Origin of the sequence: Legionella sp. 16cNR16C (assembly GCF_021297775.1) — a bacterium.
Classification (GTDB): domain Bacteria; phylum Pseudomonadota; class Gammaproteobacteria; order Legionellales; family Legionellaceae; genus Legionella_C; species Legionella_C quinlivanii_A.
Genome location: NZ_JAJTMX010000002.1, coordinates 327,440 through 351,686, shown reverse-complemented (window position 1 = coordinate 351,686; position 24,247 = coordinate 327,440). Strand labels below are relative to the sequence as shown.

Sequence of the window (24,247 nt, the reverse complement as noted above, 5' to 3'; positions counted from 1 at the left end):
TGATTATAATAAAGCAGCGAGACGACAGGCCTGATCAATGGCATGACGAGCATCCAGCTCTAAGGCTTTGAACGCACCGCCAATTAAATGGACAGATCGCCCCCCTTCCTTTAATGGCTCATATAAATCCTTTAATTCAGTCTGCCCTGCACAAATCACCACGGAATCAACCTCGAGGCATTCAGGTTTATCATCGATAAGAATATGCAGTCCCTGATCATCAATTCGCTGATATTGGACCCCGGATAACATCTTGACCTGTTTATGTTTCAGGCTAAGGCGATGAATCCATCCCGTCGTTTTCCCGAGATTTTTACCAAGCTTTTCTTTTTTGCGCTGCAGGAGATAAACCTTTCGCGGACTTTTACTTACAGAGGCTGGTTTGATCCCCCCCCGATGCTCTCCTTCCAGATCAATACCCCATTCATTGAGAAAACTATCAGCATCAGGCCCATGATGTTCATGGGTTAGAAATTCCGCGACATCAAAACCAATACCACCAGCGCCAATAATCGCCACTCGTTCACCGGGAATTTTCCTTTCTCTGATCACATCGATGTAACTCATCACTTTTGGATGATCGATACCTGGAATATCGGGAACACGGGGCTTAATTCCTGTTGCAATAACGATCTCATCGAAAGATTCCAAAAGCCCGGGATGTCCTGCGGTATTCAGTTTGATGTTTACCTTGTATTTTTCAAGCTGCTGAGTGAAATAATCAATCGTATGTTGAAACTCCTCTTTACCAGGAACTCGTTTTGCCAGATTAAACTGCCCCCCAAGTTCATTCCCCTTTTCAAAGAGGGTCACATGATGACCCCGTTCAGCCGCTGTAGCCGCAAATGCCAACCCAGCGGGACCCGCTCCAACTACCGCAATTTTTTTAGGATTGGATGTAGCCTGATAGACTAATTCTGTTTCATTACAGGCTCTGGGATTCACCAGGCAGGAAGCTGTTTTATTAACAAATACCCGATCCAGACAAGCCTGATTACAGGCGATACAAATATTTATTGCCTCACTTTCACCCAAACGGGCTTTTTCAGCAAAAAGAGGATCTGCAAGAAAAGGACGCGCCATTGAGATCATGTCAGCAACCCCGGCTTCCAGGAGCTGATTCGCTTTCTCAGGGGTATTAATACGGTTTGAAGTAATCACCGGAATACTGATTTCAGGCTTCAGGCGCTGTGTGACACGGGTAAACACTGCGGGGGGAACCATTGTGGCAATTGTGGGAATACGTGCTTCATGCCAGCCAATTCCTGTATTGATAAGACTTGCCCCTGCTGCCTCAATGGCTTTCGCCAATATAACAACCTCCTCCCAGCTGCTTCCATCCGCAATTAAATCCAGCATCGACAAGCGATAAATAATGATGAACCGTTCTCCAACGGCCTCGCGAACGCTCTTAACGATTTCAACTGGAAAACGAATACGGTTATTGAAAGAGCCGCCCCATTCATCCTGACGCTGGTTGGTATGGGTCACGATAAACTGGTTAATAAGATATCCTTCGCTACCCATGATTTCAACGCCATCATAACCAGCCTCTTGGGCCAATTTTGCACAGCGGGCAAAGTGCTTAATCGTTTTAAGAATTCTACCCTTGCTCATTTCCCAGGGTTTAAACGGGCTAATCGGTGATTTGATGCCGCTAGGAGCGACATTGAAAGGATGATAGCCGTAGCGTCCGGCATGTAAAATCTGCAATGCAATTTTTCCACCCGCTTCGTGCACAGTTTGGGTAATCAGTTCATGCCGCTGAACCTCCTTATTATTGCTAAGCTTTGCGGCAAAAGGGGCCAGACGGCCTGAGCGGTTCGGTGCAATCCCCCCGGTGACGATAAGCCCTGCCCCTCCCAATGCTCTCTCACGATAAAAAGCGGCAAGACGCTGCAATCCCTCTTTATCTTCCTCGAGGCCTGTATGCATGGAACCCATCAGCAGCCGGTTTTTTAATTGAGTGAACCCTAAATCGAGCGGCTGAAACAATGCCGCAAAAGGGGCGTTAGTAATTTTCAGTTCCATGAATACTCACCTAGATAGTAAAATTATGATTATAAAACTTTTATTCCATTTTGACAGTGTATCCTATAAACGAAGCGCATCAAGACTGAAACTTATATAGATGACTTATTTTTGTTCGAGGATCCAGCAGTCCCTGCAAAATCACTGAAAACAGGTTTAATATTTTGTTAATGGAACAGCGTTATAATTTATATAACACTGATTAAAAAGACAGTTCTATGAGCAGCACAAATTTACAACTGGGCGCATCGGATGTAGAGAAGCGTCTGCACCATCTTTTCGGTTCAAGATCTCCTTCAGAATTTATTAAAGCCTCTGATGAAATCGATTTTGAGTTTTTTTCGAGAGAAAATATTAAGGGCTATATTTACAAACCTAACGGCAGTGGTTTTGATCCAAAAAAATACTGGGTAGAAGAAAATAACAACCATATTATTATAACCACCGCAGTCTCTGTTCACCATTCTGTAGCTAAAAAAGGCACTTACGTCACTAATTTTAAAAAAGAAGAATTGGACGAAATTCTTAACCACATTAAATCCTTGCATCCCAACAAACCAGTTCATATGATTTCCCCTCGAGTTGAGAGCGGTTTACGTGAAGACCATATCGTTATTGAATACACCTGCCATGACAAGCTTTCCAAGACCTGTATTATCGATAGCAAAAGCTCGCCCAGCGGGAGATCTCATGCAGAAGTTTCGCGAATTCACACCGAAAAACAGGCATTTCTTAATTCCACTGATTGCGGGTTTCATGTAGTTCGCACGATCCCCATACTCGGTGACATCATTAGAAACAACCAGCCCATTAACCAAACTACTCTAAGAAATCACTTGCAGGTAACCGATTTTGAGCATTCAATCGCCTATGAAAAATTAAAAAAACTGCATGATATTTATAGTGATCGCACCGCTTCCGGCGACAAAAAACACAGTACGCTTTTCTTCTTCAGATTCGGCATTCTCCCATCGGTCAAAAAAGCCAGTGTCGAGAAAATTTTAGAGAATATTGACAATAGCCGGGATATATTTACCGGGATGAGCAAACCAGAGATTGAAGCAGCAAAAGATAGTGTTTTAGGTGAAACTGTAAAAGAGTATATGCGCACTGCAGCCGCTTCATTTCAGCCAAACCCCTTTATCCATCCTCGCTAGCGCTATCGTTCAGGATGATAAATTATGGACATTATATAATTCGCATACTCTATCCCATCCAGATAGGACTTGATAAGGACGTCATTCGCGACAGGGATGCTTTCCAGTTCCTTAAAATTGGCTTGCTCATAATCGATTGTAAATTTAAGAATTTTACCCAATGTTCCTTCATAATTTAACAACGCTTCATTTAGGGATTCACTTAGCCCCATTTTTTCAAGAAGCGAAGTCATCGGTTCATTTAATATTCCATCCAGGGTTGAGAGCAGTCCCACTGTATAGGCTTGATGGGGATTTTGATAATTCATTGCCCGCGATAATAATTCACACATTTTGGCGCGAATTAAAGTTCTTTCCAATAAATCTGTCGCCATTCGTCATGACTTGCCAGTAATAACAAACTAAGCCAGTGACTAATCTGTTTTAAACCCAGTTTAGTGATAGCATCCATTAGCGACTCGATTTTCCGGCTGCTATAAATTGACGCAGAGTTCGCTAAACGAAGAATCCGATAACTTAATTTTGGAATTTGCAGAATAATTTCTTCAACCCTTTCAACTGCTACATCCTCATCATTTATTTCAGCTAATAATCGCAGAATCTGCATTTTATTTTCGCTGATCGCCTGCCCTTTTAGGGATTGAGGTTTATCGAGAAAAAAACCTTGGAAAAGCTCAAACCCGAGACTAAGGCAAATATCAAATTGATTCTTTGTTTCAATTTTCTCAGCAAGTAATTGGCCATTAAATGAATGAAGACAGGAAAGCTGGGCAACTATTTGCTCGCGATTTAGATTAAGAACGTCAATTTTAATAATGTCAGCGATTTGAATCAGGGGAATAAGCTCCTCCCTGAAGATAAAATCATCCAGAGCAATTTGATATCCCTGCTTTTTTAAGCTGATTAAACTTAATATTAACTCCTGATTAATAGCTACTGTTTCAAGCACTTCTATCACTATTTTATTTTTAGGGAGCAGAGCAGGAATTTGTTGAACAAGATGTAAATGAGTAAAGTTAATAAATGCCCGTCTACTGCCGACAATGGCCTCCACATTAAGATTGGTAAATAAATCCAATAAAACGGAATAAGTCGCCAATTCACCCGGGACGGCACTCAATGCAAACGTCTGATTCTGTATCTCACTATTACGATATAGCAGTTCATAGGCAAAAACGGAACTGGTTTTATCATAAATTCCCTGACGCGCCAGTAATGTGCGAAGTGGTGGCTGGGTCAATTACACAATCCATTATTAGTGTTTTATATAAGTATACGACACTGATTAAAGTATTTATCAGACAAGTGAAAATTGGCTTATGATCTTTCCAATGAAAACTATTTTTGTAACTCCCCAGGAATGTCATCCTGAGCGTAGCGAAGGATCTCCAACTGCTTAGAGCTGAGCCAGGCTCAGGAGATCCTTCACTCCGTCCAGGATGATGTTGAGATGATTTGATTGAATTAAAATCAAATTTATCCACAGTCTGGGGAGTTACCTATTTTTGGAATATTATCGATAACAGATCTAATACCTTGTTTTGAGCTTCCACCTCAATAACACCTAATTTTTTCACAATACGAGTACGATCAATTGCCCTTAGCTGATCAAGAGCAATCTGTCCTTTTTTATCTTTAAATTCTGTCAATATTCTAGTTGGGAAATTGTCTTTGATAGTGGTTGTCATCGGAGCAATGATAACTGTTTTTAACTTACTCAAATTCATTGAGTCTGGTGATATAATTACCGCTGGCCGTGTTTTTTTTATTTCAGAACCCATTGTAGGATCAAGATTTACTAAAAAAACATCAAACCTTTTTATTTTCACCATGTCCATTCTTCCATATCAAACTCATTGCCTGGATTTAAATGAGCCGTATCCTCGCTACTATCATCAACCGCAGCATTGAATTGCTCTAACCACCCTTCTTGCTGGTTTTTGATTGGAATTAATGTAAGCACTCCCTTTTCATCAGCTCTGATTTCCAACTCCTCCCCTAGATGTAAATGAGCTTCTTTAATGATAGCGGAGGGAATACGGATTCCAATAGAGTTTCCCCATTTGGTTAACGTGACCGTAGGCATTGTAACTCCTGATATGTATATTCATAATATAATTATACATAGTATATACATTTGCACAACCCCATAACTTAATAATGTTCCAGGGGAGTAATGCAATGCCGCACTGCCATTAAGTTAAGGAGTTATGTCATTCCCGCGAAAGGCGGGAATCCATTCCTCAGTCAGCATTGTAGCTAGCTCAGAGATGGATCCCCGCCTCGCTATTTTTTCTTCATTAGTTTAGAATCGGCCGCTAACCGGATTTTTCCATGTATAAGGAGATATATGAAGACACTTCTAGCAACCTTTTCACTACTTGCCTTCACAAGCTTCGCCGGTCAGGCGAGTCAGGCTCCCTATGATTATTGCAATAAATTACCTGGCAAATGGCATGCAGCAACACATATCAAAGATCACAGCAGCTGTGATCCCTTCAATGGCTGCGAGCATTTTGATCTGGTCACCTTTCAACAAACAAGCAAGGATGATTATACCGCAACGCTTTATTTCAGTAATGATGGAAACAACATCACCGTCCAGTCGTTTTCCTTCATTTGTGCTGCAAACGAATTTCATTTTAAAAATCAGGAAGATAAAACGGTCCATTTGAAATGTGATGAGTATAACAATTGCTATATGGTCGTAGATACACCATTATTTACAGTTGAACTGGTTAAACAATAACTAGATTGATTACTGCACTGGAGAACATGAATGAAGAAAGCATTAGCTTCCCTCTCTCTCTGCTTTTTTATAAACCCGGCTCTGTGGGCTCAGGAAATTACTACCACCGTGTATACCACGGATCAAAATAAACCATTAGGTCAGGTTAGCTTTAAAGATACTGAATATGGTTTATTAATTATTCCCCAGTTAAACAATCTTCCCGCTGGAGCACACGGTTTTCATTTGCATCAAAACGCTGACTGCAGTGAGGCGGGCATGGCAGCAGGCGGTCATTTTGATCCGCAGAAGACCAATCAGCATAAAGGGCCTTATGCCAATGGCCATTTAGGTGATTTGCCAGTCCTGTTTGTAATGGACGATGGAAAGGCAAATACGCCTTTATTAGCCCCCCGTTTAAAAACCAGCGATCTTAAAAATCTCGCTTTGATGATTCATGCCGGCAGTGATAACTACAGCGATAATCCGCCTCTGGGTGGAGGCGGCTCACGCCTGGGATGCGGCGTTATTAAATAGCCGCTGACAACTATAGTCTAAGACTTACATGAGCAGCATGAGTGACTGCGGCAATGCGCCCTATTCTTGCCAGAGCCGTTGCCGGCACTCCGTGCTGTACTAACTGACGGCTATGCGCACTCATGCAAGCACCACAGCCATTTAATATTGAAACGGCAAGACACATCATTTCAAAACTTAGCTTGTCCACTCCAGGATTGGCCATCCCCTGCATCCGCAAACCGGCAGGAATCTGAGTTAACTCTGGCTGTTCGCTTAAATGAGTAAAACGATAATAAATATTACTTATCGCCATCAGGCTGGCAGCGAGCTTTGCTGCATTGACCAATGCGGGATCATTGTTTAATGTTTCAAACTCTTCAATCAGTAACTGATCGCCTAAATGATAGGCAACAGCCAATGCACAACCAGCCACCTGCGGCGCGGTTAAGCCATCGGTTTGATCCAAATCCAATACTTTACCCAAATTGAGTCTGACATCTTTTGCAACTTCCGGTAAACGTTCAGTTATAGCTGTCAGCATGATATCACTCCTGAATATGGATAGTTTCTTCGCCTTTCTTCCAGTTACAAGGACAAAGTTCATCTGTCTGCAAAGCATCAAGAACACGTAGTACTTCCTGAGGATTACGTCCAACATTTAAATCAGTAACCATTACAAAGCGGGTTATCCCCTGCGGATCTACAATGAAAGTAGCTCGCTGCGCAACACCTTCCTGCTCGTCAAGTATGCCGAGGCTGCCGCTTAATTCGCGCTTGATATCTGCAAGCATTGGAAAAGGCAGGTCATGTAAATCCGGGTGCTGTTTTCTCCAGGCCAGATGAACAAATTCACTGTCAATACTTACACCCAGAACTTGCGCATCGCGATCTGCAAATTCAGCTTGCAGTTTTCCAAATGCAGAAATTTCCGTGGGGCATACAAAGGTAAAATCTTTAGGCCAAAAGAAAACTACCAGCCATTTACCGCCAAAACTTTCATTATTAATGGTGGTAAACGCCTCTTTAATTTCATTGCTGACAGTCGCTTTTAACTGGAATGGGGGAAATCGGTTGCCTACAGTAATCATTTTTCTCTCCTTCTGTTGTCTATCCTAAATGTAGTTGAGTTCAATCGATTAGTAAAATAAAACGTTTTTATCGCTTCGATAGATAAAATCAATCGATAAGACTGGTTGATTTATGGCTAATTTGATGTTCAAATTACCTAAGACGAGTTTTATCTTAAAGCCACCTCATTAAGAGATAGGAGATAAATGATGACAAAACAAGAAAAAATCTGCCGGATTGTCACCGCAATCACTAACAATAAGGATTGGCGAAAAAGCTGCTGTCGTTTTCGATGAGTTCCCTTTTACCGTTACGCATAGTGCTTGGCGCTTACAATGAGCGCATTCTCAGGCATTATGCTTCAAACAATCCCAGCTTATCATTTCAGCAATGTCAGCAATTATGGAAGGATTTACTCGGCTGGATGTGGCTTACCCAGTATCGCAAAAGCCTGGATAAAGCGACTTATCTTTTTGGCCCATTGTTGCAATTGGACGATCTCTGGCATTTTTTCATCCTGAATACGCGAGATTATTGCGAATTTTGTGAACGCTATTGGGGGGAATATTTTCATCATGACATGGAGACTCCTCATGAAGCGCATCAGCTTACAGCAGACGAGCTGGCTGATTTTCTTGAAGATGCTATTGAATTTCTCGGTGAAGACTGGATTGACAGATATTTTCATCATCTGTTTACCGAAGAAAATTAATCTTTTATGTATTATCGACAAGGTACCCGAGATCACGTATTATCGATACACTTTCTGTATTAAGCAGATAGCTCAGGTGTATCACGCTGCTTGATTAATTTTATCCTCATTAACTTGAGAAGTAAGTTGGAGTCAGAATATGACAGCTGAGTCAATTTCGGCCTCACTTGTCAGCAATTTATCGATGATGGGCAAACCTTTACCTGCTCATGGCTATTATCGCTCCAAATTATTTATTGCCCCCTTCACTACTAACCCTTTAGTGGCTGCAGCAGGACCAGTATTGTCTTTATTAGAGCGATTATGTATAAGCCCATCACTTCCTCCTATTGCTGATCTTCGTGAAAATGTTGAGCATGAACTGCTTGCTTTTGATAGCCGTCTGCATGGGAAAGCCTACTCTGATGAATTAAATGCCATTGCTCATTATTTACTTTGTGCAACCATCGATGAAATCCTGGGAAAAAGTTATCTCAGATTATATGGAGTTCCTGCTGAATTTCAGGCGTTCACCCCGCTGTCTCATAACGGAATTGGGCCAGAGGAGCGCTTTTTCGACATTGTTAGTCATATTAAGGAAAGGCCCAATCAATACCTCGATCTGATTGAACTGGCCTATTACTGTCTGATAACCGGATTTGAAGGAAAACAACACTGCCGTACCGATGGCCGGCAAGTCCTGGATAATCTGATTGAGGAATTATTCCAACTCATTAAACAATACCGGGTCAATAAGCCTTACCGTTTGTTTAAAGAACATAAAAAGCCGGAACGCAGCGTAAATAATAATAAACCATTTATAGTCGTTGCCATTATCTCCTTATGTATTTTAGTAGCTGGTTATGGACTCAGTTATCTGCTAGTCGAAAATAAAGCCAGATTGGTTCAATTTGGTCATACCGCTACAGCGAAACTGGAAAACTAATGGACAGATCTTTGCAAGCGTTATGTGACGCACTTAAAAAAATTATTAACCTCTTAAAACCTCAATCCACTCCTTTATCCTTTTTACTGGTTATTGGAAAAAGCCATCAGGGTAAAACCACCCTGCTCAAGCAGGCTCAACTAAATCATCACCCAGTGGATGAGTTAAACGGTGCCAATTTTTTCTACAATAATAACGGCATTATTTTAGAATTGGGTGAAACCTGGCTTCATGAGACCGACAATCTTCTTCACCACAACTTAAAACAACTCAACCGCTGCCATCGCGGCCTCCGTATCAGCGGCATTCTATTGTGTGTAGATAGTCGTGATCTGCTGATGGCTGAACCGGTTCAAATTGCCAATCAATGTAAATCGCATGCCCATCTTCTTGAACGCTTTAGCAAAGCATTAGGCTATCAGACTGAACTGGCTGTTATTTTTACCAAATTAGATACACTAGCCGGTTTTTGTGAGTTCTTCCAATCAGAACACGTTCAGGATTTAAATAAACCCTTAGGCTTTTCTCTCGATCACAGCATGCAGTCGAAAAAGCTTATTGAACAATACCGTCTTCAGTTCGATCGCATGATTGAGGTTTTAAGTCAGGAAACCATTAACAAACTGCATCCTGCCCGCTCAAGTGTCAAACGAACTTTAATCCGCGAATTTCCCTTGCAGTTAGCCAGTTTGCGTATTCCAGTGCAAACCTTAATTCAGCAATTGATAGCAAAAGAATTTCGAGTCCAGGCCGTTTATTTTACCAGTGCTGAACAAGGAGGCCTGTCTGTCGATCGCTTAAACCAGCGAATTCAGCATGAATATGCCCTGACCATTCCTGATAAATATCCGCAATCTACCAATTATCGAGCTTACTTTATTGAAGGTCCAATCAGGGCATTCCAGGATCAAACGAAAAAGCTGAACCCAAGCTTAACCAGAAGTCATAAAATTGCAGCCCTTGGGACCACTGCGCTAGTCACCGTATTCCTGACAGGTCTATGGTATCAATATAGCCAGACATCCCAGCTGCTTGATGATGCCAGTAAAGAGCTTCTGGCCTATGAAACACTAAGCAGTCAAAATAAAGATCTTGCTACAGCCTTATATCATTTATCGCAAGCGGAAACCAAGCTGAACCTGATTCCTTCAAGCTTTGTTTCTCACCCTGTTCTCGAGCAGCTTAAAGTTCAATTGCATAGCAGTACACTCAACAAGCTGCATAACAACTTTTTACCCGATGTGCTAGCCGCTCTGGAAGATGTGATATCCAATCCATCTCAAACGCAACTGGCTCGCTATCAGGCCTTGAAAATTTATTTAATGCTGGGTGAGCCGGAGCATTTCTCCGAAGCCGAAGTAACAGACTGGTTTAGTAATTATTGGAAAGCTACCAATGCCGCTTTTTATAATGATAAGCAGCTTCTCTTGCTGCATAATGCTTTAAAACAGCCCAGACAGGCTCTTGCAATCAATCAGCAGATTGTCAGCGATGCGCGCAATTATCTCAACGCCCTGCCCGCAGCCTATCTTTATTACTCATTAGCCAAAGCCCAGTTTCCACAAGGAAAAACATCAATTAACGTGGAAGGCTTTGATTTGGCGGCCAAAGAAGTACCCGATTACTTCACCAAAACCGGGTTTGGCGAAGTAAGCAATTTGCTGCCGCAGATTACTGCGACCCTGCAAAAAGAAAACTGGGTACTTGCACGTCAGGATCTGGATAACCTGCAAGCTCAGCTTGAACAGGCTTATTGCTTTGACTACAGCAATTGGTGGCTAAACTTTACAAGGCGTACACGTCCACAGCACTATCAAGGTTATCAGCAAGCCAGACAATTGACGCAGACATTGCAACAGTCTGATTCCATTCGACGTTTGGTTCAATTAATTCAGCAACAAACCAGTCCGGAAGCTGCGGAAAATTCCAGTCTCTTCAATCAGAAGATTGCGAGCCAGTTTACTGGCTTAAACCTGATGACCAGCTCTGCAGCGCAAGAATTAACCGTGAATGTCAGCGAACTGGAAAAATTTCTGACCACGCTGTCATTAGTCAATGATCAGGGACAAACCGTTTTCGATCTCACCCAGGCTCGTTTTCGCGGAGATACACTGACTGATCCGCTCAGTTCGCTGTATAACCGTTCGCGTCAGCTGCCAGAACCGATTGCCAGCTGGGCTAAACAAATTGCAGACGATACCTGGTTCATTTTTATTAACGAAAGTCGAGACTTCCTGAATAAACAATGGAACAAGCGAGTTTATAACGTCTATAAAAACTCTATTGCCAAACGCTATCCACTGGATCCAGCTGAGAAGGAAGAAATTGGACTGGAAGATTTTGACCACTTCTTCTCACCGCATGGCACTTTAAATAGTTTCGTCACCCATTATTTGAAGCCATTTCTTGATACCAGCCATGCCCAATGGCAACCCAAGGAATTAAATGGTTATATGATGCCTGTTTCAACGGATCTGATTAATGAATTAATCAGGGCAAACGTTATTAGCAACATGTTCTTTCCGGACGATTCAGAAACCAGTCGAATTGATTTTTCCCTGCAAAAAATAAATCTTGATCCTGTAGTATCCAATTTCCAGCTAACCATTGGTGAAACCTCCTTATCTGACAATCAGAACAGTGAATCAGATACCGAGTTTACCTGGCCTCAACGCGGCGCCAAGCTTAGCTTGAACTCTATTGAAGGGAATCATTACGAATTGGAAGAATCTGGCACCTGGGCCTTTTTTAAAATGTTGCAGAAAGTGAATGTTCTCGTTGACAGCAATGACAGCAGCAGCCTGCAGATTCTTTTTGAAGTCAATGGCAATTCAGGACGTTACCTGTTAAAAACTCAAAATCAGATTAACCCCTTCAGTCCAGGCATTTTAACTGGATTCAGTCTGAAAAAGGATATTGCAAAGGGATGATTCCAAATACTGCGAGGAGCGCCTTTAAGGCGCAGCATTGTCGCATATTGTAGGTTGGGCCCTTGGCCCAACAAGCACTACGAGCCACCTCAGACTCAATGTCGGCCAAGGGCCCATAGCCGTCAGGCTAAGAAGTAATGTTATCCCCTCTCCACCGCGCGCAGCGTGGGGGAGAGGGTAGGGTGAGGGGGTTAAAAAATTTATCACCTTAGTGATTCCATTTTGTTGTGGACAATAAACCATAACCACAGAAATATGATTGAATCGCTACGCGACCTTGTTTACAGCCCCCTCTCCCTAACCCTTGTATGTTAAGCCTCTTGCAAAAAACTACCTAATCGGTAGTTTTAGCAAGGGGGAAGTTGTCTGCTTATGGCAATAAGTAGACAAGCGTACAGTAGACCGAAAACCCTTAGATTAAAAAATCGTGGGAGAGCATGGCTCACTGTACGTATTCCCATTATCTCGAACAGTTGCCTGGAGCCTAGACTCCGAATCTACAAGGCAGAGACATGAGGAATGATAATTATGCCGCAAAGAGACTATAAATTCTATATAGGTATTGACGTATCGAAAGCCCACTTGGACATTGCTTTAGATGCCAAAGGAAAGGTAATTCGCTGTTCAAATAATGAGTTAGCGATAGAAGCGCTTAGTCACTTGCCCCCTGCATCAGATAGTTTAATTGTATTAGAAGCCAGTGGTGGTTATGAACGTGTTGCAGCGCGAGTATTTAAAAAGCTAGGATATGATGTCGCCGTAGTGAATGCAAAACGGGTAAGAGACTTTGCTAAGGCACAAGGAACGCTTGCCAAAACAGATACGATTGATGCTCGCGTCATTTGGCTATTTGCAAAAACATTTAATCCAATAGCACAGCCATTAGAATCAAATGCGACGCTAAAGCGAGAGGCCTATCTCAACCGAAGAGCCCAAATAATCCGTATACTTACTTTGGAAAAACAACATCTGGAACATGCTTCGAGTGAGATGCGAAATATGATTCATGAGCATATCAATGCACTCAATCAAACATTAAAAGAATTAGAGGCTCATTTAGAAGAGCTCATTGATGAAGATAAGGTATTAAAGCAGCATGTAGAACAACTCAATGACATTAAAGGTGTTGGGTTTATCACTGCAATTAATGTATTAATTCACTTACCAGAACTAGGCCGCTTATCTAATAAAGAAATTACCGCGCTCGCAGGCCTTGCTCCATTTAACCAGGATAGTGGCAAAACTCAAGGTCAACGTAAGATTAAGGGAGGAAGAGCACAAGTACGAGCAGCACTTTATATGGCAGTCCTTTCCGCAAAAAGACATAATCCCAAAATCAAACAATTCTATGAGCGGCTTCTCGCTAAAGGAAAACTTAAAAAAGTCGCTCTTACCGCATGCATGCGCAAACTGCTGGTTATCATGAATGCCATGATGAGAGATAAATCCAAATGGGATGCTTTTTGTTAACCAAAAAATCTTAAATTGAGGGAATTCTAATTCCATCAACTTAAGATTGGACAAGCTCATGCAATGAGCGCGTCAGCAAAAAACATTGACATTTAACACAGTTGCTCTCCCCCGCTGCGCGGTGGAGAGGGGATCAAATATTCTTAGCCTGACGGCTATGGCCAAGGGCCCAACCTACAGTAATTCTCATAACTTACTGAGCTGATTTATGCGACTTTCCCTGGAAGGCTCTTCATATTCGGATCTTTAGCATAGGCATTCAGCAAATCATTAACCAACTGCTCAATGACACTCTCTTTCGCATCTTCCTCAATGAGACCTACCTCAGATTTCATCATGATCAGGCGATTTTCTACTTCTTTTGCAACCGAACCATTGGGGAACAAGGCAGCAAGAAAACGCCTGGCCTCCGAAGGGCCTATATGGCGATACAATTGATTACGGACTGCCGCATCTTCGGCAGTAGTACTAAATGCCCAAAGCTCTATCGGACCAAGAGTCAGTGTTAACAATTGAACGTTAACCCCGGTTTTAGTCGCATATTGCACCAGAAAAGTAGCTCCACCCTGTCTGGGTCCATGAACTCGGGTACGCAAGGCAATTTTGGCCGTATTAGTTAAACCGAAAATCTGGCTGGTTTTTTCAACAGCTTGCGAAGGTCCTGCATCCATAATATAAATTGCAGTAGCGAAATCAATCATCACTGGGTCAAAGTCATCAACGGATTGAGAAAGTAATGAAATCTGAACCTTCCACTTTCTTCCTTCCCGCATATCGACAATCACCTGATCACGCACGGCAGAAGATTTCGCGGTACGATGGAACTCGTCATAGACAATTCGCTTGGGATCTTCGCGAATTTCCAATACACGCTCTTTATGATATTCCTTGTATTGATCAGGCACTGTTCCCATGCTTTCTTCTGTCAGATAATAGTGCCGGGCCAACACATAACGAGCGAGCATATACATAACCGATGTTTGTCGATCGGCAGCATCTCCCCCGCTTTTCGCCACTTCATCGAGGTCGAGGGAAACCACGCGGGCATCACCGATATCGAAACTGGTAACTCGCGACAGAATAGAATATTCACGTACAGCGGCCGAGATCATACGGGAAAATGCACTAATTAATGATTCCCCGGTAGGTGCGACAACCCGCTCATACAAATCTTCAATAGACGGAGTTCGACAAATTGAAGCTGCATCAGCAAGGAGAGGCATCGCGTACCGCTGCGCCAGCATCGCTTCATGTACGAAGCCTGCCGAATACAGGGCATCCGTGACCTCCCACCAGGTTGATTTGGAATCCCGGACAAAGCCGATTTCCTCTAAAATGGAGTCAATAAATTCTTCAACTCCAGGCGCATAAGGAGTTGGATTAAACTCATCTGCAAAGCTTTTATAAAGCTCATCAACAACCATACCCGCCAAATCTGGCATGGCATCATAAGGTTTGGTTGCTCCCAAAGGAGTAGTCAATAAGGTTAAAAAGTTAACCAGGAACGAGCGCTCCAGAGCTGTGGGATAACGACAGCCTAATTGAGTATCAAAGGGATTAATCGAATACTCAGGAGTCATACGAAGGCGATGATAAGCTACCAAATGTCTCTGCGAGGCAGGTAATGCCTCTCTCAAAAGAGAAATCAGACCGCTGCTGGATGGCCCAATATCAATAATCGCAATTCGTGGCAGACGGGTTAATCCACCTGAAAGACAAAGGGCAAGGTTTAGCGCATTCGATAAAACTGACTTACCTGAACCAGGACGTGCATAGACAAGGTCAATCCAGGTCGTTTGCTGGGTTGAACCCGGTTGAAATGGCCAGGGCTTGCCATCAGGTGAACGAAACAATAATGCCCCGGTGCTCCAGGGTGATGCAGGCCGGGTTATCGGCAGCATACTAATGACATCAGTCAATGGCGCAACTGAAGGAACGGCAGTGCTTCGCGTGGTCGCTGCCAGCATACTGGAAACAAAACCAGCAAAGGCATCACCGCATACCTCAGAAACCTCTGTAGAACCCCAACCCTGAATCGCTTTGACCAATTCAGAACTTCGGCGTCTAAGAAGAGCCATCTCGTTTTCTTTTGCCCAGGTCGTTGCAACTACCCTTAATCTGACGATGGCATCATCGGTGTTCAACTGCAAATATTTCAACAGGTTTACCGAGTCACTGATCAATCGGTTCTGTGCAGATGAAAAGCTTAGGATCGATGCCAGCAAACCCTTTAATTTTATAGTATCCAGGCCCTCACTTTCGATCAGAAAAGAGATTCGCCAGGGAATATGAGCAGGTAATATGCGGGCAAATAAAGTAATAAATGGCCGAATTTCCTTGGGGAACAAATCAATGAACACGGAAGAATAAATCTTATCGCCAACTTGTACAGTACGTAAATCCAGAATTTCCGCATCTCGGGGTAGAACCTGCTTAGACAATGGCGGCCATAGCAAATCCGAAGCGTCGCCCTCGAAGTCATTGATTTCCTTAGGAAAAATCTTATCGCCTGGCAGGGTTGCACGCCAGTCATCGCTGGTAAAATCAGGATCACCTGTCATGCGGATAGCATGCACCGCATCATGCGCTTTAAGCAATGTGGCAAAAACGTGTAAGCTGTCCAGATCATTCATGACCGAACGCACGTAAGCGTCATGTGTATCACGTAACTCCGGAATAGCGGCATAAACTGTTTGAGAATTCTTAAAAGGCGGCGCTTTGGAATCCCGAAGCATTTTCAGTTTGGTTTTATTTGCTGTTTTCAACTGATCTGAAGGCAGATTGAATGGCCGGGTGAGCAACACGAAATAGACGCGTTCCTCTGCGCAATAAAGCGACAGGTAGTCAATTCTTTCTTTAAATAAGTCATCAAGGTTTAATTTTAAGCGTTGTGCTGTTCCCTCTGCAGGACCATAAATATCTTTGATAACCTTACGAATATTTTGCTTATCATGGCTAAACAAAACCTGAAGGGCATGTCCTGGGCGTCCCATAGCACCCTGAAACGCATTACTCAAACCTTCTACCAAGTGCTCAAACTCTTCTGCGCCAGCCAGAGCGGTAACGCCCTCGATCTTTAAAATCGATAACAGTGTACCGTCATGATTAACCAAAACCGTAGGACTATCTGCGGTTTCTAATTCCAGATACGATTCGGTAGTCTGTTTCAGGGAAGTGCTTAGCCAAGCAAAAAAAGTATCAACCCCTTCAAAAAATGAATCTGCCCAATTCGCCATAGCTTTTCCTAGTAACCTGCCTGTTAAATAATGCTTATGCTGATGTGATAAATCAAGACTGGCTAAGTATTTTCAGCCATTTCCTCCAAGGCGCTGGCTGCCCATTGTTCTATTTGCCTTCTAAATTTAGCCCTTGATGGAAGTAATCGTATGTTATTAAATAACTTGTCTGAGATTTCTGGAGAGGTGGCACCAGAATCAATAATTAGTTGCCCCAAAATGGAGGGGTCACTGGTTCCCTCGCCAAATTTTTCCTCAACGGCCTGGGATCTGAATTTGAAACTTCTATATATGTTCTGTGCGCTGCCTTTATAGCCAGTATCGTTGGTAATCGCGCAAAAAAGGACATGACACAAACTATTTAACTCGGATTGCTGAAGTTCTGGAAGATAAATAAGCGTACCACCACCATAGCCGCCGACACCCACTGACTCAATGAAAAAGCACTGAGCACAAAAACAGCAGGCAGTGACCATGTTGGAAATTTTGTTGTTCGTATAATTGCCATCAATATTGATGACTTCTTGAAAAAGTTTGGCCTGAAATCCGCAGAACTGGCAGGTATAGCGATCGCGTAGAAGCACTTTTTGTTCATACGCTTTAAAGCGTTCATCCGCCTTTCTGGCAGAATATAAACGCCATGCACCAGGGCTCGCTACAAGCCTTAATTTATTGCGTTCCTGATTGGCAGCCATAAAGTTTTTATTACCTTCAATTTCTATGAACAGCGGGTATTACTTTCAGTGATTAACCGCTGAAAATAATACCCTTCGTCTTCTTATGAGCCTGAACCACTGGTGAACACAGATCCACCTGGGCCTGCAGTCTGTCCACCGCTGCCGCCAAACATGGTAGCTCCGGCAATTCCCAATATTGTTGGGAGGAATAGCAGAGCTGCCGCAATCAGAACTAGCGCAATCGGTGTACCAATAGGGATTTGGGTTGGATTATCTTTGTGCTGCTTGAACTTCATGATAGCGCCAATAGAAAATCCCAAACCCGCAAGATACGATCCTGCAGTTATTAAACGTGTCAGGCTGGCAAAGGAGCCTGTGATACTTGAAGCCATTCCCCCTAAAGTAAGAGAGGATGATGCAAAGGCTTCCCCCGCCATAACCATTAACCCTAAACAAGCAAACCAAACGAATAGCCGCTTATTTAGAGTATTTTTTTCAGCCAGCGTTTTCACAGTGATTCTCCTTTAATTTCAATTAAGTTTAACTCGTACCATATAATGTATTATTAATCATTTCCAGCGTTGCTACAATGTTCATGGCTAAGATTCCACCAAAAACATGCATTAATCCCTTTCCCGTTCCTCCTGGAGGTTGCCCCTGCGAGGCGGATCGGGCAATCAACACCCAGCCTCTGACAAATGCAATAACCCCAATCACCTGAATCAGCAGGGAAAGTGATTGTCCTACGGCACTACCTGTACCAAATAATGAATCCAACGCCTGGTTCTGACTATCCATAGGGGCATATTGCAAAATATTGGAAGAACCAAATGTCGTATTGAGCATTATGTCCAAACCAGTTGGAAAATAGATCAAAATGGCAGCAACCATTATATAAACAGCTGGTTCCTTGATACTCGTATTGCTAGACATCATCGTTCTTGCTTCGCCATAAACCTTTAAACTGTAAATTGCTTTAAACGCAAAGGCGATGCCTATAAGATAGGCCGCCCCAGTCACCAACCGCTCAACCGGGAGCAGATTTGCTGCGAGATTATTTAAAATACTTGCGTTACTTGTTATCCAAGAGACTAAACCACCACTGCCATCATCACCCATATCTGCCTCAACTGTCTTGGGGACTAAACCTTATAACCTGACCTGAACTTGTAACGATGCGTCCCTGATGCGGGTCGATTAACCTGACAACCCCATATCCTGCGATATTTGTCCCTTCTCTAACGGTAAGTGTAGACCCATTTGTACCAATTAACCAAGCTCGTCCAGGAATTACAGCCTGTATATAATAAATATTTCTTGGAACGGCTTGCCTTACAACCTGCTTAACAACCTTCTTTGGCTGAGTACGCACGGTTAATACTGTAATTTGATTCGATTGATCTTCGACTTTCTGAGCCATTGAGGTGATCATCTGATTTAAGGAGTTAATTTTATTCGTTAATTCAGTAATACTGGTATTAACACCACCTAACTGCTCACTTAAAGAATTCACTTCGCTTCGAAGATTCTGCTGGCTTAATTCAAGAGCAGAAAGCTTCTGATTGACCTGCGGATCAGTCGCAGAAGAGCTGTCACTGGAGGCGGGGGTCACCTCTGTCGTGCTGGTCGTAGTGGTTGTCGTCGTATCCGGTGTTGTCGTCGTAGTTGTTGGAATTGATGGCTCCTGATCAACCACCACTGGCTGCTGTTGCACGGGCGTAGTATTCGTATTTACGGCTGGTGCCGTGCTTACCTGAGGTTCGCCACTGTCTACAGCTTTGGGCTTACTGGTAAAAAAAGAACCCAAAAATTTATAGCCCAGCATAGCAACGACAATCACGGCAATAGCAATCAGCGCATTTCGCTTCACATTGGCCTGCCCGATATCAGAAGGTTTCTTCTTCGTTGCAGTTGACGATTGCTGTGATTCATCACTGTCAATAGTCTCTGGCTCCAGAGCATCCAGATCAGTGAATTCATACTCATCATTACCTTGATAATTATCGGCCATTTCCTACCCTGCTTAGCTTGTTAAAGTGACATCTTGAGTAAAGAGTATACCCACTGCAGTGCCTGAACATACCTCAACGGTTGTCGGACGATTAAACTGCTGCTGGGCAACCTGCCCCCAGGATTTTCCTACTGTTGCCAGACCAATCACCGCATTCTCCAGTGCTGATCGTCCAATACCATTCTGTACAGTAATATTATCGCCGCCACCGGTACCGCCCACTGTTACAGTTGTATTTGCTGACTGAAACGCATTACCAAAACCTTCAAGGAAAGATGAAGCAAACAGAGAACCATATCGTTGCAGATAATGATGGTTAGTTCTGCTTGAAAGAGCCGTACGTGCAGTATTCGGATCAATCGCAAAGGCATTGATTGAAATAGTATGTGACACCCCTGGCATTGATAAGGTATTGAAGCTAATTACCATTTTATCGGAATTGCTGGGCAGGGTAAAACTTCCAATCAGCTTGGATCCTTTTAATTTTCCAGACACCACAGTCGCCAGAATAGGTCCGGGCTCATCACTGTTAACCGCAGTATCCAATACAGCAAATATAATATCTCCTGTTTTGATTACAGGTCTTTGTGCTGTCTGGACTACTGTAGTTGTTGTCTCGGAACTGCTTACGGCAATTGTCTGAGTGCCAGGGATAAGTGCCGTACCTGGTTTAGGCTCATCTTCAGGAATGCTGCTGGCTGTATAAGCCTGTACCGACACTCTGGACCAGCTCTGAATTGAGGTTGTTGCCGCACTCATCATATCAGACGTTCTTTGCTGTATGCGTTGCTGATAACGTTGATCTGCCATTTGCTGATTTTGTCGATTCAATATTTCCTGTAACTGTTTGGAGTTTGCTGCTTCTGCTGTGGCAGCATTGGTACTACCGGTCAATCCAGGCACTCCAGGCACGCCCGAAGTAGCCCCAGGAATTTGATTATCGCCAAGACCTGCAACCGCTGACCCAGGTTGTATTCCTGCTGCCTGAAGTTCTGCGTCGCTAAATCCTGCTTTTCTTAAATCATCCGCCGAGAAACCGGCATCTTTAAGTGCAGCAGCGGAATAACCAGCATTTCTAAGTTCTTCGGCAGTGAAACCAGCGTCTTTCAGATCTTTGGCAGAGAAGCCTGCTGCTCGTAATGCACTGGCACTAAACCCTGCATCTTTTAACTCTTTGGCACTAAATCCAGCGGCCTTCAATTCGGAAGCGCTGAAACCAGCATCTTTCAATTGTTTGGCACTATATCCAGCGTCTTTCAATTGTTTCGCTGTAAAGCCAGCGGCCTTTAGCTCGGCAGCTGAGTAGCCAGCCTCTTTCAGTTGACCCGCAGTAAATCCGGCAGCCTTTAATTCCTCAGCTGAGAAACCTGCATCTCGAAGTTCTTTTGCGGTAAAACCGGCGGCTTTCAACTCTGCAGCACTAAACCCTGCATTTTTGAGCTCAGCAGCAGTAAAACCTGCTGCTCGAAGGTCAGCCGCGCTGTAGCCGGCAGCCTTTAAAGCGGATGCACTGCATCCAAGCGTCTGTTTAATTACAGTCGCCGAAACACCTGAGGCATGGGCTGCCTGGAGGGATGCAAGGCTGCAATCGGCCACTCGTCCTGCAGCAATAATATCGGCTGCACTCACGCCCGCTTGTCTCAATTGATCCGGTGTAAAGCCTGCTTGTAATAACTGCTGTGGTGTCAGACCTGCATCCAGTAGTTGTTTTGCTGTGAATCCGGCATTTTTCAAATCCTGAGGTGTAAATCCAGCATCTAAAAGTGATCGGGCATCAAATCCTGCATCTTTTAAAACCGCCGCACTACAGCCATTCAGATCGTGAATACGTTTCGCTGTAACACCTGCCTGGCGAAGCTCACTCAACTTATTAATGTCACAGCCTGCCGCTCTGATTGCAGCATCAGTTGCTAATTGGGCCTGCCTTATTTCTTCCGGAGTGAATCCAGCGGCGAGCAAGTCCTGTGGAGTGAATCCTGCTTCGAGAAGTGATTTGGCATCATAACCTGCCGCTTTGAGCGCTGCCGCAGAGCATCCATTCAAGTCATGAATACGTTTGGCTGAAACGCCTGCTGCATAAAGTGCTTTCAATTTTTCAGGATCACATCCTGCAGCTTTAATTGCTGCATCAGATGCTTGTTGTGCAGCCCGGATTTCATCGGGTGAAAATCCGGCGGCAGTGAGCTCTTGTGGAGTATAGCCTGCGTCCAATAAGGCCTGTGCGCCATAACCAGCCGCTTTCAGAGCGGAGGCCGAACAGCCGTTGAGTTCTTTTATTTTACGAGCTGAAACTCCCGCAGCATAGAGAGACTTTAACTTATCAGGATCACATCCTGCCGCTTTGATTGCATCATCTGATAAAGCACCAGCTGCCCGAATCTGATCCGGTGTAAATCCTGCATTCGCCAAATCATCATTGGTAAAGCCTGCAGCTTTCAGAGCCTGCGCACTGCAGTTGGCATATTGCCTGATTAATTTGGCACTCACACCAGCCAAACGCTCTTTAGTCAAGGCAGAACTATTACAGCCTGCAGTCTTGATATCTTCTGGAGTAATTCCTGGAGGAAGTTCTGATTCAGCCGCTACGATTTCAGCCGGGGTATATCCTGCTTTAAGCAATTGATCAGGAGTATATCCTGCATTTAAGAGATCGCGGGCGCTGTAGCCTGCCTGTCTTAACTGCTGGGGAGTAAAGCCGGCATTTTTCAAATCAGCGGCCGAAAAACCTGCATTTCTCAAATCCTGGGCGGTGAATCCAGCCGCCTTTAATTGTGAGGCACTACAACCATTAGTTCGACGAATAGCCGATGCCGAGACTCCTGCTGCCCTCAGACGCTCCAGAGCATTCACATCACAACCCGCTTTGCGTATATCCGACTCCGTCACACCGTCTGGCAAACCGCTGGCTTTATTAATGTCGGCATCAGAAAAACCAGCGCCTTTTAGCTCGCCATCTGTAAATCCGCCATCTTTCATTTGCTGGGCAGTAAAACCTGCATTGCGCAATTCGCAGGCATCAAAGCCACAAATGCGCAGTTGGCCTGCAGTATAGCCGTTATCTTTTAACTGGCGGGCATTAAAGCCTGCCGCTTTCAATTCCTTACAGGAGCAAGATTGTTGTAAATCAGCTAACTGGTACCCATCCGCCTTTAACTGAATACAGGAGCATGCCTGCTTGAGAACAGAGATATTGGCCCCTTCACTGACAACTTTCTGTACTACGGACTTATTACAGTTTCCTTTTTTTAGCTCATCAAGCCATAAGTCGCGCTGGGCTCCGGCCTCATCTTCCATCGCCAGAGTTGAAAATCCAACGCCGCCTTGCCCATTACCAGCCAGACCCACTCCCCCTACACCACTGCCAATTTGCTGTGAGCGTATTAAGGTTGGAATAGCACTTCCACCAGTCTTTAAAGCATTCTGGGCCTGAGTGACATTCTGAGATTCCTGCAGCTTTGCATATTGGGCGGTAGGATTTAAAGCCCCGGGTATGGATTGTATGGCCGGTGTTCCTGGAACATCTGCAGAAGCTCCCGGACCACCGGAACCCGCACCCATGAACTTGATAACACCAATCACTACGGCAATACCCAGCAGTATCGTTGTGAAAACAATAATGACCCGCGAGCGAGTATTTGTAAAAAGTGCCTTAAGGTTTTCTTTTCTGCCTGCCATTTGCTTATAACCCTTCTACCTTGAGCTGCATGACTTTACCATGCCAGGAAACCAATAAAACAGGCGATCTCTGCATTTCATATGCATGCATACCATCCGCGCTGGTCATACTGCCAATCCATCCAGGCGACAGGATGGTCAGATTGGTCCGAACGTACATTTTATCGTTCAGTAACCATGCTCTTGCATCGCCGCCACTTACTACCAATCTCGTGCTGCCATCCGGCGGAACCCCATCCAGAACATGCAATAAAATATCACTGACTGCCGGAGGAATACCTTCTTCCATTGGCATACTTTTAGCGTTTGGACCATAACCTTGAATTCTTAAATCGACTCGATAGTCGACTGCTTTTTGTCCGGGAATCAACGTCAGCATCACCGGCGTATTCAAGCCTCTTAATCTCACAGCCAGGTTGCCGTAATTATACAGTCTTAAGGCCTGGATCATTAGTGTATTACTGGTTTTATCCCACTGTATGTTGAACGAGGCAGGATCACCCAAATCGTAGGCGCTTATAGGCCAGGGCGCTCCGGTTGAATCCAGAAACACAAGTGAAGAAACAAAGCCTTGTGATAAACGGATAACAGGCGGCGTAGATCCAGGCGACAAATTTACAAACTGAGAGGTCGCTGTCGGTTTGGGCGGTGTTCCCGCTGTGGAGGTTTCAGCAAAGTCGTTAGCCTGGTAAGCATGCCTCAGGCGTATGATTTGTTCAGGAGTTAAAGGAAACTTTTGCTTTAAGACGCCATCAAATGCCTGTTTGTCGATGACATCATTATCATTTGCAGTCAAGACCTGTTGATCAGGAGCGCCGGGAGTTTTAGGCGGACCTGAAATTTGCTGCCCGGTTGTTGCATTCACTACCGTAGTCGTTTGCTGTGTTTGTGTAGTGCTCTGAGCCGTAGTTCCTGCAGCATTTCCCAGCGGAAGATTCAACTGCGGGCTGGGGCTGGAATTCCCCCCCTGCTGTGCAGACAATTTTTGCTGCAGCATACGTAACTGCTGTAAAGCCTGCTGCGCCGAGTCGGATTGCTCGGCTGCATAGGAAGCAGTAATGACCGAGTTAAATGCGAAGACAGCAGTCAAACCATATTTTAATAATTT

Annotated in this window: 21 protein-coding genes; 7 read left to right on the top strand and 14 right to left on the bottom strand. The window is 44.0% G+C overall.

Going from position 1 to position 24,247, the window contains the following annotated elements; genetic code table 11:
• Positions 1–3: 3 nt before the first annotated feature.
• The gene (locus LXA66_RS05490) at positions 4–2,031 is read right to left on the bottom strand and encodes an NADPH-dependent 2,4-dienoyl-CoA reductase (RefSeq protein WP_233012342.1); all 2,028 of its coding nucleotides are present in this window, start codon (positions 2,029–2,031) and stop codon (positions 4–6) included.
• 218 nt (positions 2,032–2,249) lie between these two features.
• Here LXA66_RS05490 and LXA66_RS05485 point away from each other — a divergent pair, with 218 nt between their 5' ends.
• Entirely contained in the window at positions 2,250–3,188 is a 939-nt protein-coding gene (locus LXA66_RS05485) for a hypothetical protein (protein ID WP_233012341.1), read from the top strand.
• Positions 3,189–3,190: 2 nt separating this feature from the next.
• Here the strand turns inward: LXA66_RS05485 and LXA66_RS05480 are convergent, their stop codons facing one another.
• From LXA66_RS05480 to LXA66_RS05465, 4 genes are all read right to left on the bottom strand, one after another.
• Positions 3,191–3,562: a hypothetical protein gene (locus LXA66_RS05480; RefSeq protein WP_233012340.1), complete on the bottom strand. Its 372-nt coding sequence runs from the start codon at positions 3,560–3,562 to the stop codon at positions 3,191–3,193.
• A complete protein-coding gene (locus LXA66_RS05475; RefSeq protein ID WP_233012339.1) occupies positions 3,532–4,428 on the bottom strand; it encodes an EAL and HDOD domain-containing protein in 897 nt (298 codons plus the stop codon). The genes LXA66_RS05480 and LXA66_RS05475 overlap by 31 nt, the downstream gene beginning before the upstream one ends.
• A 259-nt stretch (positions 4,429–4,687) precedes the next feature.
• Positions 4,688–5,020 (bottom strand): type II toxin-antitoxin system PemK/MazF family toxin, encoded by a 333-nt coding sequence (locus LXA66_RS05470; RefSeq protein WP_233012338.1) that lies wholly within the window; start codon positions 5,018–5,020, stop codon positions 4,688–4,690.
• Positions 5,014–5,274: an AbrB/MazE/SpoVT family DNA-binding domain-containing protein gene (locus LXA66_RS05465; protein ID WP_233012337.1), complete on the bottom strand. Its 261-nt coding sequence runs from the start codon at positions 5,272–5,274 to the stop codon at positions 5,014–5,016. Before LXA66_RS05465 ends, LXA66_RS05470 begins: the two co-directional genes overlap by 7 nt.
• Positions 5,275–5,538: 264 nt before the next feature.
• On the opposite strand from LXA66_RS05465, the gene LXA66_RS05460 reads away from it, so the two are divergent.
• Positions 5,539–5,937: a hypothetical protein gene (locus tag LXA66_RS05460; protein ID WP_133138519.1), complete on the top strand. Its 399-nt coding sequence runs from the start codon at positions 5,539–5,541 to the stop codon at positions 5,935–5,937.
• A gap of 30 nt (positions 5,938–5,967) precedes the next feature.
• Positions 5,968–6,453 carry a superoxide dismutase family protein gene (locus LXA66_RS05455; RefSeq protein WP_233012336.1) on the top strand — a complete coding sequence of 162 codons (486 nt, stop codon included), beginning with the start codon at positions 5,968–5,970 and terminating at the stop codon, positions 6,451–6,453.
• Between the two features lie 10 nt (positions 6,454–6,463).
• Here LXA66_RS05455 and LXA66_RS05450 read toward each other — a convergent pair whose 3' ends face one another.
• Together LXA66_RS05450 and LXA66_RS05445 are read right to left on the bottom strand one after the other, a co-directional pair.
• The gene (locus LXA66_RS05450; RefSeq protein WP_233012335.1) at positions 6,464–6,976 is read right to left on the bottom strand and encodes a carboxymuconolactone decarboxylase family protein; all 513 of its coding nucleotides are present in this window, start codon (positions 6,974–6,976) and stop codon (positions 6,464–6,466) included.
• Between the two features lie 4 nt (positions 6,977–6,980).
• Positions 6,981–7,523: a peroxiredoxin gene (locus LXA66_RS05445; RefSeq protein WP_233012334.1), complete on the bottom strand. Its 543-nt coding sequence runs from the start codon at positions 7,521–7,523 to the stop codon at positions 6,981–6,983.
• A 272-nt stretch (positions 7,524–7,795) separates the two neighbouring features.
• Between LXA66_RS05445 and LXA66_RS05440 the strand changes: the two genes are divergently transcribed.
• The 4 genes from LXA66_RS05440 to LXA66_RS05425 all read left to right on the top strand — a co-directional run bounded on the left by LXA66_RS05440 (position 7,796) and on the right by LXA66_RS05425 (position 13,540).
• Positions 7,796–8,215 (top strand): hypothetical protein, encoded by a 420-nt coding sequence (locus LXA66_RS05440; RefSeq protein ID WP_233012333.1) that lies wholly within the window; start codon positions 7,796–7,798, stop codon positions 8,213–8,215.
• 139 nt (positions 8,216–8,354) lie between these two features.
• Positions 8,355–9,140, top strand: coding sequence for a type IVB secretion system protein IcmH/DotU (gene icmH, locus LXA66_RS05435; protein ID WP_233012332.1), 786 nt, complete (start codon positions 8,355–8,357; stop codon positions 9,138–9,140).
• Positions 9,140–12,070, top strand: a complete 2,931-nt coding sequence (gene icmF / locus LXA66_RS05430) for a type IVB secretion system protein IcmF (RefSeq protein ID WP_112219880.1) — start codon at positions 9,140–9,142, stop codon at positions 12,068–12,070. Before icmH ends, icmF begins: the two co-directional genes overlap by 1 nt.
• A gap of 528 nt (positions 12,071–12,598) precedes the next feature.
• Entirely contained in the window at positions 12,599–13,540 is a 942-nt protein-coding gene (locus tag LXA66_RS05425) for an IS110 family transposase (protein WP_233012331.1), read from the top strand.
• A gap of 206 nt (positions 13,541–13,746) precedes the next feature.
• Here LXA66_RS05425 and LXA66_RS05420 read toward each other — a convergent pair whose 3' ends face one another.
• The 7 genes from LXA66_RS05420 to LXA66_RS05390 form a co-directional block, all read right to left on the bottom strand.
• A complete protein-coding gene (locus LXA66_RS05420; RefSeq protein WP_233012330.1) occupies positions 13,747–16,776 on the bottom strand; it encodes a type IV secretion protein IcmB in 3,030 nt (1,009 codons plus the stop codon).
• A 62-nt stretch (positions 16,777–16,838) separates the two neighbouring features.
• Positions 16,839–17,471 (bottom strand): type IVB secretion system protein IcmJDotN, encoded by a 633-nt coding sequence (gene icmJ / locus LXA66_RS05415; protein ID WP_233012329.1) that lies wholly within the window; start codon positions 17,469–17,471, stop codon positions 16,839–16,841.
• 83 nt (positions 17,472–17,554) lie between these two features.
• The gene (locus LXA66_RS05410; protein ID WP_233013017.1) at positions 17,555–17,896 is read right to left on the bottom strand and encodes a type IV secretion protein IcmD; all 342 of its coding nucleotides are present in this window, start codon (positions 17,894–17,896) and stop codon (positions 17,555–17,557) included.
• 97 nt (positions 17,897–17,993) lie between these two features.
• Entirely contained in the window at positions 17,994–18,572 is a 579-nt protein-coding gene (locus LXA66_RS05405) for a hypothetical protein (protein ID WP_058508966.1), read from the bottom strand.
• 7 nt (positions 18,573–18,579) lie between these two features.
• The gene (icmG, locus tag LXA66_RS05400; RefSeq protein WP_233012328.1) at positions 18,580–19,464 is read right to left on the bottom strand and encodes a type IVB secretion system protein IcmG/DotF; all 885 of its coding nucleotides are present in this window, start codon (positions 19,462–19,464) and stop codon (positions 18,580–18,582) included.
• Between the two features lie 12 nt (positions 19,465–19,476).
• The gene (dotG, locus tag LXA66_RS05395) at positions 19,477–23,139 is read right to left on the bottom strand and encodes a type IVB secretion system protein DotG/IcmE (protein ID WP_233012327.1); all 3,663 of its coding nucleotides are present in this window, start codon (positions 23,137–23,139) and stop codon (positions 19,477–19,479) included.
• 4 nt (positions 23,140–23,143) lie between these two features.
• The gene (locus LXA66_RS05390) at positions 23,144–24,229 is read right to left on the bottom strand and encodes a DotH/IcmK family type IV secretion protein (protein ID WP_370637229.1); all 1,086 of its coding nucleotides are present in this window, start codon (positions 24,227–24,229) and stop codon (positions 23,144–23,146) included.
• Positions 24,230–24,247: the final 18 nt, after the last annotated feature.